At 62.0% G+C, this 14,824-nt stretch carries 14 protein-coding genes; 7 read left to right on the top strand and 7 right to left on the bottom strand.

Annotation, left to right across the window (positions count from 1 at the left end):
- The first annotated feature begins 51 nt into the window (after positions 1–51).
- The 3 genes from AB4Z25_RS19110 (at position 52) to AB4Z25_RS19100 (ending at position 4,034) form a co-directional block, all read left to right on the top strand.
- Complete coding sequence (locus tag AB4Z25_RS19110) at positions 52–2,175, top strand: molybdopterin oxidoreductase family protein (protein WP_112537588.1); 2,124 nt, start codon at positions 52–54, stop codon at positions 2,173–2,175.
- Positions 2,172–2,765 carry an NUDIX domain-containing protein gene (locus AB4Z25_RS19105; RefSeq protein WP_112537503.1) on the top strand — a complete coding sequence of 198 codons (594 nt, stop codon included), beginning with the start codon at positions 2,172–2,174 and terminating at the stop codon, positions 2,763–2,765. Before AB4Z25_RS19110 ends, AB4Z25_RS19105 begins: the two co-directional genes overlap by 4 nt.
- A gap of 99 nt (positions 2,766–2,864) precedes the next feature.
- The gene (locus tag AB4Z25_RS19100) at positions 2,865–4,034 is read left to right on the top strand and encodes an alpha-D-ribose 1-methylphosphonate 5-triphosphate diphosphatase (protein ID WP_112537502.1); all 1,170 of its coding nucleotides are present in this window, start codon (positions 2,865–2,867) and stop codon (positions 4,032–4,034) included.
- On the opposite strand, the gene AB4Z25_RS19095 is transcribed toward AB4Z25_RS19100, so the two are convergent.
- Genes AB4Z25_RS19095 through purM form a run of 4 tightly spaced genes read right to left on the bottom strand, consistent with a single transcriptional unit; the run spans position 4,035 to position 6,466 of the window.
- On the bottom strand, positions 4,035–4,463 hold the full coding sequence (locus tag AB4Z25_RS19095) for a type II toxin-antitoxin system VapC family toxin (RefSeq protein WP_442208828.1): 429 nt from the start codon (positions 4,461–4,463) through the stop codon (positions 4,035–4,037).
- Positions 4,439–4,675 (bottom strand): type II toxin-antitoxin system prevent-host-death family antitoxin, encoded by a 237-nt coding sequence (locus tag AB4Z25_RS19090; RefSeq protein WP_112537501.1) that lies wholly within the window; start codon positions 4,673–4,675, stop codon positions 4,439–4,441. Before AB4Z25_RS19090 ends, AB4Z25_RS19095 begins: the two co-directional genes overlap by 25 nt.
- 58 nt (positions 4,676–4,733) lie before the next feature.
- Positions 4,734–5,396 (bottom strand): phosphoribosylglycinamide formyltransferase, encoded by a 663-nt coding sequence (gene purN, locus AB4Z25_RS19085; protein WP_442208827.1) that lies wholly within the window; start codon positions 5,394–5,396, stop codon positions 4,734–4,736.
- Positions 5,393–6,466, bottom strand: coding sequence for a phosphoribosylformylglycinamidine cyclo-ligase (purM, locus tag AB4Z25_RS19080; RefSeq protein ID WP_112537499.1), 1,074 nt, complete (start codon positions 6,464–6,466; stop codon positions 5,393–5,395). Before purM ends, purN begins: the two co-directional genes overlap by 4 nt.
- Before the next feature lie 242 nt (positions 6,467–6,708).
- Between purM and AB4Z25_RS19075 the strand changes: the two genes are divergently transcribed.
- From AB4Z25_RS19075 to ppx, 4 genes are all read left to right on the top strand, one after another.
- Entirely contained in the window at positions 6,709–7,830 is a 1,122-nt protein-coding gene (locus AB4Z25_RS19075; protein WP_112517043.1) for an AI-2E family transporter, read from the top strand.
- On the top strand, positions 7,827–8,525 hold the full coding sequence (gene hdaA, locus AB4Z25_RS19070; RefSeq protein ID WP_112537498.1) for a DnaA regulatory inactivator HdaA: 699 nt from the start codon (positions 7,827–7,829) through the stop codon (positions 8,523–8,525). The genes AB4Z25_RS19075 and hdaA overlap by 4 nt, the downstream gene beginning before the upstream one ends.
- Before the next feature lie 65 nt (positions 8,526–8,590).
- Positions 8,591–10,795, top strand: coding sequence for an RNA degradosome polyphosphate kinase (locus tag AB4Z25_RS19065; RefSeq protein WP_112537497.1), 2,205 nt, complete (start codon positions 8,591–8,593; stop codon positions 10,793–10,795).
- Positions 10,796–10,805: 10 nt separating this feature from the next.
- Positions 10,806–12,329 (top strand): exopolyphosphatase, encoded by a 1,524-nt coding sequence (gene ppx, locus AB4Z25_RS19060; protein WP_112517040.1) that lies wholly within the window; start codon positions 10,806–10,808, stop codon positions 12,327–12,329.
- A 12-nt stretch (positions 12,330–12,341) separates the two neighbouring features.
- Here the strand turns inward: ppx and AB4Z25_RS19055 are convergent, their stop codons facing one another.
- The 3 genes from AB4Z25_RS19055 to AB4Z25_RS19045 all read right to left on the bottom strand — a co-directional run bounded on the left by AB4Z25_RS19055 (position 12,342) and on the right by AB4Z25_RS19045 (position 14,775).
- A complete protein-coding gene (locus AB4Z25_RS19055; protein ID WP_112537495.1) occupies positions 12,342–13,016 on the bottom strand; it encodes a glutathione S-transferase N-terminal domain-containing protein in 675 nt (224 codons plus the stop codon).
- A 133-nt stretch (positions 13,017–13,149) separates the two neighbouring features.
- Positions 13,150–14,070 (bottom strand): LysR family transcriptional regulator, encoded by a 921-nt coding sequence (locus AB4Z25_RS19050; RefSeq protein ID WP_442208826.1) that lies wholly within the window; start codon positions 14,068–14,070, stop codon positions 13,150–13,152.
- Between the two features lie 141 nt (positions 14,071–14,211).
- Positions 14,212–14,775 carry a DUF308 domain-containing protein gene (locus AB4Z25_RS19045; protein ID WP_112537494.1) on the bottom strand — a complete coding sequence of 188 codons (564 nt, stop codon included), beginning with the start codon at positions 14,773–14,775 and terminating at the stop codon, positions 14,212–14,214.
- Between the last annotated feature and the right edge of the window lie 49 nt (positions 14,776–14,824).

The following is a 14,824-nucleotide window of genomic DNA, read 5'->3' as shown; positions in this document are numbered from 1 at the left end:
CGGCGCACTTTCCGGCTTTTGGCCGCTTTCCGGTTGGCATATAGAAATCACATGAACATTGCGACCCCCATTCACGCCAAATCCCGGGTCGGGCACACTGCCTGTCCCCATGACTGTCCCTCCACCTGCGCGCTGGAGGTCGATATCACGGACGATGGCCGGATCGGGCGCGTGCGCGGCGCGGGCGATCACAGCTACACCTCTGGCGTCATCTGCGCCAAGGTGGCGCGCTATGCGGAGCGGCTCTATCATCCCGACAGACTGATGCACCCGCAGCGCCGCAAGGGCGCCAAGGGGGCAGGGAGCTGGCAGCAAATCTCGTGGGACGACGCGCTGGATGAAATCGCCAATGCCTTCGTCAAGGCTGAAGCCAGGCACGGCAGCGAGGCGGTCTGGCCCTATTTCTATGCCGGGACCATGGGCTGGGTACAGCGCGACTCGATCGAGCGTCTGCGCCACGCCAAGCGCTATTCCGGCTTCTTCTCGTCGATCTGCACCAATCCCGCCTGGACCGGCTTCACCATGGCAACCGGTACGCTGCGCGGCCCGGATCCCCGCGAGATGGCCCGCACCGATTGCGTCGTCATTTGGGGAACCAATGCGGTCGCGACGCAAGTCAACGTCATGACCCACGCCATCAAGTCGCGCAAGGAGCGCGGCGCCAAGATCGTCGTCGTCGATATCTACGACAACCCGACGATGAAGCAGGCCGATATGGCGCTGATCGTCAGGCCCGGCACCGATGCCGCACTGGCCTGCGCCGTCATGAATGTCGCCTTCCGCGACGGCTATGCCGACCGTGCCTATATGGCGAAATATGCCGATGACCCGGCCGGTCTCGAAGCGCATCTCAAGACGAAGACGCCGGAATGGGCGGCTGCGATCACCGGTCTCTCCGTCGACGAGATCGAGGCGTTCGCTGCCCTCGTCGGCCAGACCAGGAAGACCTTCTTCCGCCTCGGCTATGGCTTTACCCGCCAGCGAAACGGCGCGGTCGCCATGCATGCGGCGGCCTCGATCGCCACCGTGCTCGGCTCCTGGCAATATGAGGGCGGCGGCGCCTTCCATTCGAATAGCGATATCTTCCGCATGAACAATGCGGAACTGACCGGCAAGTCGATGAAGGATGCGGATATCCGGATGATCGACCAGTCGCAGATCGGCCGGGCGCTGACCGGCGACGCCGTGGCGCTTCGCCATCGCGGACCTGTCACGGCGATGCTGATCCAGAACACAAACCCGGTGAACATCGCCCCGGAACAGCGCCTCGTGAAGCAGGGCTTTGCCCGCGACGATCTCTTCGTCGCCGTCCACGAGCAATTCATGACCGATACTGCCGAAATGGCCGATATCGTCATCCCCGCCACGATGTTCGTCGAGCATGACGACATCTACCGCGCAGGCGGACAGAACCACATTCTGCTCGGTCCCAAACTGGTCGAGCCGCCGGAAACCGTGCGCAGCAACCTCTTCGTCATCGAGGAGCTTGCCAAGCGCCTTGGCGTCTCCGATCGCCCGGGCTTCGGCTTCACGGCGCGCGACATGGTCGATCGCGTCCTGAAGGACAGCAATCTTCCCGATTACGACTATTTCCTCGAACACAAGTGGTTCGACCGCCAGCCGGATTTCGACGACGCACATTTCCTGAACGGTTTCGCCCATGCTGACGGCAAGTTCCATTTCCGTCCGGACTGGGTGAACGGTGCCGCACCGAACAAGCCGCCGGCAGCCGTCGGCGCCCTTGGCCCGCACGAGGAACTGCCGCAATTTCCGGATCAGGTCGATGTCATCGAACTGGCCGACGCCGAGCATCCGTTCCGGCTCGCCACCTCTCCGGCCCGCAATTTCCTGAATTCGAGCTTCGCCGAGACCAAGACCTCGCGGCAGAAGGAGGGACGCCCGGAACTGATGGTCAATCCTGAAGATGCGCTGGCGCATGGCCTGGAAACCGGTGACCTCGTCCATATCGGCAACACCAGAGGCGACCTGCGTATCCACGTGAAGGTCACCGAAGAGGTGAAGCCCGGCGTTCTGATCGCCGAGGGACTGTGGCCGAACAAGGCGCATGTCGATGGCGAGGGCATCAACGTGCTCACCGGCGCCGATCCCGTCGCGCCCTATGGCGGTGCTGCCGTCCACGACAACAAGGTCTGGCTACGCAAGGACGCCGCATGACGAAATTCGAGAAGGCTGGCGCGAAAATCGTCAGCGAAACCGTGCTTTCCAGGGGCTGGACCAAGCTCAGCGCCTACAAGATCGATTACACGGACTCGGACGGCGTCACCCATCGCCTCGACCGCGAGGTCTATCACCGCACGCCCGCCGCAACGATCCTGCTCCATGATCCCAAACGCGGCACCGTCGTGCTCGTGCGCCAATACCGCCTGCCGCCGGATCTCCACGGCGAGGCGCCGTTCCTGTTCGAGACCCCGGCCGGTCTGCTGGATGGCGACGAACCGGAAGCCGCGATCCGCCGCGAAGCGATGGAAGAGACCGGCTTTCAGGTCCGCGACGTCCGGTTCCTCTTCCAAGCCTATAGCTCTCCCGGTTCCAACAGCGAAGTAGTGCACTTCTTCGCTGCCGAGATCGACACGTCGGACCGCGTTTCCGATGGCGGCGGGCTGGCGGAGGAGCATGAAGATATCGAAGTGCTGGAAATCCCGCTCGACGACGCCCTGGCGATGATCGAAAGCGGCGAAATTCTGGATATGAAGACGATCATCCTGCTGCAGTGGGCGGCGATGAACAGAGAGACGTGGCGTTAGCCGGAAAATAATGGCGCGCTCCGGCGTTTCATCCGCCTGTCACGAATCCGTCCTATGCGCTGCGGTTTGTCCCCGCCTTGCCCCAATCAGGAGAAAACCATGTGGCTCAGTAATTTCACGCTCGTCCTTCCCGGTGAAATCGTCAGCCACGGCTCGGTGCGGGTCGAGGATGGCGTCATCGCCGAAATTCGCGACGAGACTGTCGCGGGTGCTGCCATCGATGGCGGCGGACGGTTCCTGATGCCGGGCTTCGTCGATCTGCATGGCGACATGATCGAGCGCGAGATCGCGCCGCGTCCGAATGCGATGATGCCGATCGATTTCGGTATCCATGAGCTCGACAAGAAGCTCGCCGCCGCCGGCGTCACCACGGCCTATGCGGCGATCTCCTTTGCCACCGAAAGCGTCTACGGCCACGTCCGTTCGCTGGAAACGACCTCCGCCGTCATCGAAGGAATCAACCGGCTGCGTAATTCGCTGCTGATCGACCACAAGGTTCACGCCCGCTACGAGATCACCAATGTCGGCGCTGCTCCGGCGCTGGAGAAGCTGCTCGCCGCCGATCAGGTCGATATGGTGTCGCTGACCGACCATACGCCGGGGCAGGGCCAGTACAACAATATCGAAGCCTACGTCACCAGCATGTCGGAGCGCCGCGCCATCACCAGGGAGATGGCGCTCGAAGTCGTCCAGAAGCGCATCGCCATGCGCGAGGATCCGGCAATCGACGTCAAGCTGCGCGAGATCCTCGCGCTGTCGCTGCGCCACAAGCTGTCGCTCGCCTCTCATGACGACGATAGCGCCGCCAAGGTTGCCGAAATGCATGATCTCGGCGTCACGATCAGCGAATTCCCGGTGACGCTCGATGCCGCCGAAGAAGCCCGCCGCCGTGGCCTCTGGACGCTGATGGGCGCGCCGAATGCGCTGCGCGGCCAGTCGATGTCCGGCAATCTGAGCGCGCTTGACGCCGCAAGCGCCGGCCTCTTGTCCGTTATCGCTGCCGATTACCACCCGGCCGCATTCGTCCCCGGCATCTTCAAGATCGCCGACGCGATGGAAGGCAATTTGCCGGCAGCCGTTGCCATGGCAACGTCGAACGCAGCGCGTTCTGCGGGCCTCCTGGATCGCGGCGAGATCGCCATCGGCCAACGCGCCGATCTCGTGGCGGTCGAGAAGGGCGACGTGCACCGCATTCGCGCCACGTTCCGGGCGGGGCGGTTCGTCTATAGTGACGGGACGTTGCATCCTGTCGAGGCGATCGCGGCCTAATCAGGAAAGCAGCGGCACGTTTTCGCGCGCGGCCGCTGCGATCAATTGCTTGTCCAGTGTGGCGAGCGGTAGCTTGGATTCGATTGCCAGCGCCAGATAGGCGGCGTCGTAGGCGGTGAGCTGATGCCGCTCTGCTAGGTCGAGAATCATGTCGTCGCTCGACGAGCGCCGCGTGAAGATGCTCAGTCCACGCAAGAGTTTCACACCCTCACAAGCCTTGTCGAACTCGATCCGATTGCGCTTTCTGGCCATCATCAGGACATTGCGCACTTCATGCCACAGCAAGTCGGGAGCAATGGCATCAGAGGTTTGAAGGTGAACGAACGCGGCAGCCGCGACCGATGAGCTTTCGTCTGGGAGAACCCAGCTGCAGACAATAGAGGTATCGACGACGAATTTGGCCGTCATCTCCGGCCGGTCGCCTTCCATTCCGCAATTTCCTCCTGCGTGATGGCAGGCATTGTCTTCCGGAAGGCACGGATGGCCTCTATCGCTTCCATGCGCTTCTCGCCATCCGCAACGACCGCAGCCATCTTGGCCACCGGCATCCCGTCGCGAACGATGACAATCTCCTCGCCCGCTTCGACCATGGCAAGAAGCTCAGCGAGCGTTGTATCATCTATGCTGACGGTTATCGTCATGCGCGTGCTCCATCGATAGCGGAGCCATGATGATCCGCATCAGCGGACCGGTCAACCGTTACCCGATCAGCGAAATCACCCGGTCCGTCCCCGCCGAAGCCGCACTACCGCTCCCGACAGCCTTGCCGCCTTCCATCCGCACCTTGCCCTCGGCAAATATCCGGAGCGCCTGCGGATAGAGCTGGTGCTCAACGGTCAGCACGCGGCCGGCCAGAGCATCTGCCGTGTCGCCCGAAAGTACCGGCACAGCCGCCTGGCCGATCACCGGGCCTTCGTCCATGCCTTCGGTGACGAAATGCACGGTACATCCTGCAATCCGCATGCCGGCGTCGATGGCGCGCTGGTGCGTGTGCAAGCCGGGGAAGAGCGGCAGCAGGGAAGGGTGGATGTTGATCATCCTGCCCTCGTAACGCTGGATGAAGGTGGCGCTCAGAAGGCGCATATAGCCTGCGAGGCAGAGGATATCGGGCGACAGCGTGTCGAGGGCTTCGAAGATCGCCGCCTCGTGGGCGTCCTTGCTGGCATAGTCTTTGCGCGCGAAAGCGAAGGTCGGGATGCCCTCGGCGGCGGCCTTGGCGAGGCCGCCCGCATCCGCCTTGTCCGAGACTACGCCGACGATCTCGGCCGGAAAGTCCGCAGCCTTGGCGGCCGCGACTAGCGCCATCATGTTGGAGCCGCTGCCGGAAATGAAGACGACAGCGCGTTTGCGCGGTGTGCTCATAGGCCGAGCGTACCCTGATATTGCGTGCCCTGGGCACCTTCGGCGCGGGCAATCATCCGGCCGAGAACGACGATCTTTTCGCCTTCGGCTTCCAGGGCCTTGGTGACGGCTTCGACGTTTTCAGGCGAGACAACGGCGATCATGCCGACGCCGCAGTTGAAGGTGCGCAGCATTTCCTTGGCTTCGACGCCGCCGGTCTTGGCAAGCCACGAGAACACGGCCGGAACCTTCACAGCAGACAGGTCGATTTCGGCAGCCAGATGCTTCGGCAGAACGCGCGGAATATTCTCGGGGAAGCCGCCGCCGGTGATGTGCGCGAGCGCCTTGATCGCCTTGGTTTCGCGGATCGCCTTCAGAAGCGGCTTCACATAGATGCGGGTCGGGGTCAGCAGCGCTTCGCCGAGCTTCTTGCCATCGGCGAACGGCGCGGGCGCATCCCAGCCGAGGCCGGAGAGTTCGACGATCTTGCGCACCAGCGAGAAGCCGTTGGAATGGACGCCCGAGGAGGCGAGGCCGAGGATGACATCGCCTTCGGCAATGTCGCCGGCCGGAAGCAGTTCGCCACGCTCGGCAGCACCGACGGCAAAGCCTGCGAGATCGTAATCGCCGGAGGAATACATGCCCGGCATTTCGGCGGTTTCGCCGCCGATCAGCGCGCAGCCTGCGTCACGGCAGCCGGCGGCAATGCCTTCGACGATCGCCGCACCCTGGTTGGGGTCGAGCTTGCCGGTGGCGAAATAGTCGAGGAAGAACAGCGGCTCGGCGCCCTGGACGACGAGGTCGTTGACGCACATGGCGACGAGGTCGATGCCGACGGTGTCGTGATAGTCGGCGTCGATGGCGATCTTCAGCTTGGTGCCGACGCCGTCATTGGCGGCAACGAGAACCGGATCCTTGAAGCCTGCGGCCTTGAGATCGAAGAGACCGCCGAAGCCGCCGATCTCGCCGTCGGCGCCCGGGCGGCGCGTCGAGCGCACGGCAGGCTTGATCTTCTCTACCATCAGGTTGCCGGCATCGATATCGACGCCCGCATCGCTATAGGTCAGGCCGTTTTTTCCAGACTGGCTCATGCTGATCTCCGATGGCTGGTTCAGGCGGGATTTAACCCTGTGTCACATGCGGGTCGCAATTGCATGAGCGTGCGCTTTATGCAAGGCGGTGCATGGAGAAAAGCCCCAATTTCCCGCTCTTTTCATAGGCGCGGCGCGGTTTTTCGGCAGCAGGGTTGACCATCTTCCGGGCCGCATCCTATGTGCTTCAAAGGTGGTCGCGGCCAAGATCGCGCCGCGATGCGGGATGAACGGGGTAATCGATGCCAAATCAGGTCAGCGGTACGAGTCTGAAGCGCCAGGTCTTCTTCTGGCTCGGCGTGCTCGTTTTCTTCATCCTCTTCCTGCTGGTTTTCAGCTCCATCCTGCTGCCGTTCCTGGCAGGCATGGCGATCGCCTATTTCCTGGATCCGGTCGCCGACAGGCTGCAGAAGATCGGCCTTAGCCGCATGATGGCGACGGTCGTCATTCTCGTGTCCTTCGTTCTGGTCATCGTCGTGGCGCTGATGACGCTGATCCCGATCCTGGCCAGCCAGTTCACCGACTTCGCCGGCAAATTCCCGGGCTATATCGATCAGCTGCAGCAGTTCATCACCAATTCGCAGAACTCCCTGTTGCCGGATTGGATCAAGAGCCAGCTAGGCACCATCAAGAACAATTTCTCGGAGATCCTGTCGCAGGGCGTCGGCTTCATGACCGGCCTTTTCGCGCAGATCTGGAGCTCCGGCCTCGCTGTCGTCAACCTGATCTCGCTGCTGATCGTCACCCCCGTCGTCGCCTTCTACATGCTGCTCGACTGGGACCGCATGGTGGCGCAGATCGATCGCTATATCCCGCGCGATTACGTCGCCAACGTCCACCAGATCGCCCGCGAGATCGATCAGGCGATTGCCGGTTTCATCCGCGGACAGGGCTCGCTCTGCCTGATCCTCGGCATCTATTATGCCGTCGGTCTGTCGCTGGTCGGCCTGAATTTCGGCTTGCTGATCGGCCTCTTCGCCGGGATGATCAGCTTCATCCCTTACGTCGGCTCGATGCTCGGCCTGCTGATTGCCGTCGGCGTCGCCATCGTGCAATTCTGGCCGGACTATATCTGGGTCGGCGCCGTGCTCGCGGTCTTCTTCAGCGGCCAGTTCCTGGAGGGCAACATCCTGCAGCCGAAGCTCGTCGGCCATAGTGTGGGCCTGCATCCGGTCTGGCTGATGTTCGCGCTGTTTGCCTTCGGTGCGCTGTTCGGTTTCGTCGGTCTGCTGATTGCTGTGCCGGCTGCTGCGGCCGTCGGCGTTCTTGTCCGCTTCGCGCTGTCGCGCTACCTTGAGAGCGATCTTTATGCGGGTCAGTCGAAGCCATCTGTTATCCGCAAGTCCAAAGCCGACACGAAATGAACGACGTAAAGCGCAAGGCGGGAGAGCAGCTTCCGCTGGTCTTTTCTCATGATACCGCAAGCGGGCGCGACGATCTCCTGATCTCCGACCGGCTGAGCGCCGCCGTCGCCATCGTCGATGCCTGGCCGCAATGGCCGTCGCCGGTTGTCATCCTCGCCGGTCCGGTCGGCTCCGGGAAATCGCATCTGGCCAGCATCTGGAAAGAGCACAGCAACGCCACCAGCATTCATCCGAAGGCCGGCGCGCAGGCGGCGATCGCGGCTGCCAATGGCCCGGTGCTGTTCGAGGATGTCGATCGCGAAGGCTTCGACGATACCGAGCTCTTCCATGTCATCAACAGCGTGCGCGAAAACGGCCACAGCCTGATGATGACCAGCCGCCTCTGGCCGATGTCCTGGCCGGTGGAGCTTGCCGATCTGCGCTCGCGGCTGAAGGCGGCCACCGTCGTCGAGATCGGCGAGCCCGATGAAGAGCTGCTGTCGCAGGTCATCGTCAAGCTGTTTGCCGACCGCCAGCTTAATATAGATGACAAACTCGTGCTCTATATCGTCAACAGGATGGAACGCTCGCTGAATGCCGCCCAGACGATCGTCGAGCGGCTCGACCGGCTTGCCTGGTCGCGGGGGACCAAGATCACCCGGGCGATGGCGGCTGAAGTATTGAATGAATTGGGAAATTCAGGCCCGCTCGATTGACTGTCACAGTTCCGTCGTGAAACTGATATAATTCGCAGGGACGAATAAACGGGACGGACCGACATATGGACAGTGCAGTTGCCGAGCATCAGGAACCGAAGCCGGAAGCGCCGTCCGCCGTCCCCCCGCTGGAAGAGTTGCTCTCAAGCCCGGAGCGCTTCATCAACCGCGAATTCTCCTGGCTGCAGTTCAATCGCCGCGTCCTCGAGGAAACGCTGAATACCGAGCATCCGCTGCTCGAGCGCGTCCGCTTCCTGTCGATCTCGGCGGCCAACCTCGACGAATTCTTTATGGTCCGCGTCGCGGGTCTGGAGGCGCAGGTCCGCCAGAATATCGCGGTCCGCACGCCCGACGGCAAGACGCCGGCCGAGCAGCTGGACGCCATCCTGCAGGAAATCGACAATCTGCAGATGGAGCAGCAGGCCTCGCTCGCGGTGCTTCAGCAATATCTGGCCCGCGAAGACATCCTGATCGTCCGCCCGGGCGCGCTGAGCGACGTTGATCGCCAGTGGCTGGCGACCGAATTCGAACAGGCGATCTTCCCGGTGCTGACGCCGCTGTCGATCGACCCGGCGCATCCGTTCCCGTTCATTCCGAACCTCGGCTTCTCGATCGGCTTGCAGCTGACCAGCAAGCATGGCCGCGAGCCGATGACGGCGCTGCTGCGCCTGCCGCCGGCGCTCGACCGCTTCGTCCGCCTGCCCGATGACGGCAACACCATCCGCTACATCACGCTCGAAGACGTCGCGAACATCTTTATCCACCGGCTCTACCCGGGATATGAGGTGCAGGGTTCTGGTACCTTCCGCATCATCAGAGACAGCGATATCGAAGTCGAGGAAGAAGCTGAAGACCTTGTGCGCTTCTTTGAGACGGCGCTGAAGCGCCGCCGCCGCGGCAAGGCGATCCGTATCGAGACCGATTCCGAAATGCCGCCTTCGCTCCGCCAATTCGTCGTCCAGGCGATGGCAGTTCCCGACAATCGCGTCGCCGTTCTTCCAGGTCTCCTGGCGCTGAACACGCTGTCTGAGATCACCAAGGCGCCGCGCGACGATCTCCGGTTTCAGCCCTACAACGCCCGATTTCCCGAGCGCGTCCGCGAACATGCCGGTGACTGCTTCGCCGCCATCCGAGAAAAGGACATGGTGGTCCACCATCCTTACGAGTCTTTCGACGTGGTCGTCCAGTTCCTGCTCCAGGCTGCGCGCGATCCTGACGTCCTGGCGATAAAGCAGACGCTCTATCGCACCTCCAACGACAGCCCGATCGTGCGCGCACTGATCGATGCCGCCGAATCCGGCAAGTCGGTGACAGCGCTGGTCGAGCTCAAGGCGCGTTTCGACGAGGAAGCCAACATCCGTTGGGCCCGCGACCTCGAACGCGCCGGCGTGCAGGTCGTCTTCGGCTTCATCGAATTGAAGACCCATTCGAAGATGTCGCTGGTCGTACGCCGTGAGGAGGGCAAGCTGCGCAGCTACTGCCATCTCGGCACCGGCAACTATCACCCGATCACCGCGAAGATCTACACCGACCTGTCGTTCTTCACCTGCAATCCCGTCATCGCCCATGACATGGCGAACATCTTCAATTTCATCACCGGCTATGGTGAGCCGGAAGAGAGCATGAAGCTCGCGGTCTCGCCCTATACGCTACGCTCGCGCATCCTGCGTCACATCGACGAAGAGATCATGCACGCCAGAAACGGCGCCCCGGCGGCGATCTGGATGAAGATGAATGCGCTTGTCGACCCCGAGATCATCGACGCGCTCTATACGGCAAGCCATGCCGGCGTCGAGATCGATCTCGTCGTGCGCGGCATCTGCTGCCTGCGTCCGCAGGTGCCGGGTCTGTCGGAAAATATCCGTGTCAAATCGATCGTCGGACGCTTCCTGGAGCACAGCCGCATCTTCTGCTTCGGCAACGGTTACGGCCTGCCGTCGGACAAGGCGCTGGTCTATATCGGCTCGGCCGACATGATGCCGCGCAATCTCGACCGGCGTGTCGAAACGCTGGTGCCGCTCACCAATCCGACTGTGCATGAACAGGTTCTGTCCCAGATCATGCTGGGCAATATCATTGACAATCAGCAAAGCTACGAGATATTGCCCGACGGAACGTCCAGGCGCATGGAGGTGCGCAAGGGCGAGGAGCCGTTCAACGCGCAGCAGTATTTCATGACAAACCCCAGCCTTTCCGGCCGCGGTGAAGCGTTGAAATCCAGTGCGCCCAAGCTGATCGCCGGTCTGCTTTCCGGCCGGACCAAGAGATAACTGGACCTGCATGGTTGAATCAGAAGCCCAGGGGCGCCTGCCAGGCATAGCCCCGGTCTCCGTCGTCGATATCGGATCGAACTCGATCCGCGTGGTGATCTACGAAGGCATGTCCCGCTCGCCGGCGATCCTTTTCAATGAGAAGGTGCTGTGCGGCCTTGGCAAAGGCATCGCGCTGACCGGCAAGATGGATGAGCAGAGCGTCGAACGGGCGCTGGCCGCGCTTCATCGCTTCAAGGCTCTCTCCGATCAGGCGCGTGCGGCGACGATGTACGTGCTGGCGACGGCTGCGGCCCGCGAGGCGTCCAACGGTCCCGATTTCATCCACAAGGCCGAAACCATTCTGAAGCGCAAGGTGCGCGTTCTCTCCGGCGAGGAAGAGGCCCGCTTCTCCGCGCTCGGCATCATCAGCGGCTTCTTCCATCCCGATGGTATCGCCGGCGATCTCGGCGGAGGCTCGCTCGAGCTCATCGATATCAAGGAGCGCGAGATCGGCAAGGGTATTACCCTGCCGCTCGGTGGCCTTCGTCTGTCGGAATATGCCGGCGGCTCGCTCGACAAGGCGCGCGCCTTCGCGCGCAAGCACGTTCGCAGCGCCGGAAAGATCCTCGAAAAGGGGGCAGGCCGGACCTTTTATGCCGTCGGCGGCACATGGCGAAACATCGCCAAGCTGCATATGGAGCTCAGCCAATATCCGCTGCACATGATGCAGGGATACGAGGTGACACTCGAAGGCATGATGCAGTTTCTCGATCAGGTTGAAGTGGCAAGGGACAGCAAGGATCCGGCTTTCCAGGCCGTGTCCAAACACCGCCGCGCGCTTTTGCCCTTCGGCGCTGTAGCGATGAAGGAAGTGCTGAGCGCCATGAAGCCCTCGATCATTTCCTTCTCGGCACAGGGCGTGCGCGAAGGCTATCTCTATTCGCTGCTGTCCGAAGGCGAACGCCGTGCCGATCCGCTGCTGGCGGCCGCAGGCGAACTTGCGATCCTGCGCGCCCGCTCGCCGGAACATGCCCGCGAGCTTGCCGAATGGACTGGGCGGATGATCCCGTCCTTCGGGATTTCGGAGACCGAAGAAGAGGGGCGCTACCGTCAGGCCGCCTGTCTGCTCGCCGATATCAGCTGGCGCGCCCATCCGGATTACCGCGGCCTTCAGGCGCTGAACCTGATCGCCCACTCCTCCTTCGTCGGCATCAGCCATCCGGGCCGAGCCTTCATCGCGCTCACCAACTACTACCGCTTCGAAGGCTTGCATGACGACGGCTCGACCGCGCCGCTGGCAAAGATCGCCGGTCCGCAATTCGTCGAGCGTGCCAAGCTGCTCGGCGGCCTGCTCAGGGTCGTCTATCTGTTCTCGGCATCGATGCCCGGCGTCGTGAAGAACCTGCATTTCCGCAAGTCTTCACAGCCGGATGTCGATATCGAGCTGGTCGTCCCGCACGATTATCACGACTTCACCGGCGAACGCCTCGAAGGCCGCCTGCAGCAGCTGTCGAAGCTGACCAACAAGCGGCTGGCTTTCGTTTTCGAGTAGGCGCCCGGACGGTTACGCCGCGTTCTGCGGGAAGAGCGCGCGGCGGGTTTCCTCATCCAGCGTATGCTTGAAGCTATGGTCTTGCTTCATCGCCAGCGCCCGCAGCACGGCTGGCCGCTCCGCCACTTGCTGCATGAACCGCGCGACGTGCGGATAGTCTTCAAGCCCTCTCTCGCCAAACACGTAACCGGCCGAAGCCGCCCAGCCCCAGAGGGCCACGTCGGCGATCGTATATTCCTCGCCGGCAAGCCAGGGCGATTGCGAAAGTCTGGCATCGAAGACGCGGTAGTGCCGCTCCAGCTCCTTGACGTAGCGGTTCTTCGCATAGGGCAGATCTTCCGGCGCGTAGTGCAGGAAGTGGATCGCCTGTCCCGAGAAGGGTGAGAGGCCGGTCGCCACCAGCTGCAGCCACGACAGCATCGCTGCCTTGCCGCCGATGCCGGCCGGAATGAAGCGGCCATGCTTCTCTGCGAGATACAGCAGGATGGCATGCGAATCGAAGACCGTGACCCCGTCGTCGACGAGAGCGGGAACCTTGGCGTTGGGATTGATCTTCAGAAATGCCGGCGCGTGCTGCTCGCCCTTGAAGATATCGACTGGGTGGACGGTGAAGGCAAGGTTCAGTTCTTGCAGCAGAACCGCGACCTTCATCGAGTTCGGTGTCGCATGGAAATAGAAATCAAGCATCAGAAATCCTCATAAGCGCTGATCGCAACCTTCGACGATGGAAGGTTCAGGCTGAAGATGCCGATGCCCGGGACGTCTTACCAATCGATCTGGTGGATCGCACCTAGCGCCGGGATAGATGCCTTCCGGACATTCACGTGCCGCCTTTCCGCGAGACGCTCATCACCATCTTGCGCAGCCACATATGGGCGGGATCGGCGCGCATCTTCGGATGCCAGAAAACATTCATGCTGAAGGGGGACAGCGCGACCGGCGGCTCGAACAGGTCGAGCGATTGCGCGAAGCGCTGGAGGAACCGCAGCGGCAATGTGCAGATGCAATCGGTGCTGGCGAGCACGAGAGGCGCCATCGCATAGCTCTGAACCGATACCGAAACATGGCGCTCCCGGCCGATTTCCGCCAGCGCGTTATCGATCATTCCGGTAAAATGGCCGCCGGTCGTCGAGATCAGCAGGTGATCGAGGCGGCAGAACTCGTCGAGACCAAGCTCTCCCGTGCCGCGCGGATGACCGCGCCGCTGGGCGGTCATGAACTTCTCTTCGAACAATGTGCTTGATATCAGCTCGTTGGAGCCATCCTCTGCGGCGCCTACAAACAGGTCGATCTCGCCCTGTTCCAGCAGTCGGGCAATCCTCGACTTGTCGGGCAGGGTGAAGGCGATCTTCACTTCGGGCGCGTGCGCTTTGATCAGCGGAATGAGATCGGGCGCCAGGATTGCCGCCGGATTGTCGGTTGCGGCGATCCGGAAGACGCGCTTGCTCGTCAGGGGATCGAAGAGGTGGGCGGTGTTGACGAAGTCCTCGAAGCGCTCCAGCAGCCGCGCCAGCTCCGGCTGAAGGGCGATCGCGTGCGGCGTCGGGGTCATGCCGCGGCCGGAAATAGACGGAATGAACAGCGGATCGTTCAGCAGGTGCCGCAAGCGGGTCAATCGTGCCGAGAGCGCCGATTGGCTGATATTCAGCCGGACCGCCGCATGGGTGACATTCGGCTCCTTGAGAAGCGCATCGAGCGTCATCAGCAGCCCGGAATCGAAATCGGAAATTCGCTGGCTCAATCACATGCTCCCTGATCACGGTCACTGCCGTTCAATATAGGAGCGAAACACGTTGTCATAGGTGGATTGCCGTCCGCCTCGCGAGCGGGTCTTCGGCCGGTATCGGGAGACCGGCCGAGACTGTTCTTTCAAGTAAGGATTTCAAGCCTTGGCGCCAGCCCCGCGATTGGCGGCGACCGTCAGCCAGATCGCTGACACGAGGAAGTAGAATGCGCCGAAACTTGCATAAGGCGCGATGTCGAGGATACCAGGCATCTGAGCGCCGAGAGACTGGCTGATCATGAAGCCGCCGGCCAGCGTCGATTGCGCACCACTCAGCACCATGGCCCATTGCGCGCCGTACGAGCGCCAGCGGCGTACGCCGGTGTAGAGCTGCAGCAGCCCCGACAGGATCGCCCATATGCCGAAGGCTGCGAGAACTGCGTGATTGTCCTTCATCACCGCGAGAATGACCACGATTGTCATGACGGTGCTGGCGGCGACGTTGAGGCTTTGGGACGGGTTTACCTTGAGGCCGCCATTGGCTCTGGCATCGACTAGATTGGCGATGGCATCCCAGGCCGGGTAGATGATGAGCAGGATAGCCGCGATGGCAGGATGCGCACCAACGGCAACGGCTGCGGCCACCCAGGCGATCGAAAAGATCGCGCGGGCGAAATAGTAAGACCGCAGCCAGTTGGTCTGCGATGAGGATTGAACTTGCATGTCAGGCTCCTTATTTTTATGTCTACCAACTAGTAGGTAGTTAAATTTA

The organism is Rhizobium sp. RAF36 (assembly GCF_052114105.1).
In the GTDB taxonomy this organism is placed as follows: Bacteria; Pseudomonadota; Alphaproteobacteria; order Rhizobiales; family Rhizobiaceae; genus Rhizobium.
The sequence above is the reverse complement of the archived record's forward strand: the minus strand, read 5'-3'. Positions and strand labels throughout refer to the sequence as shown.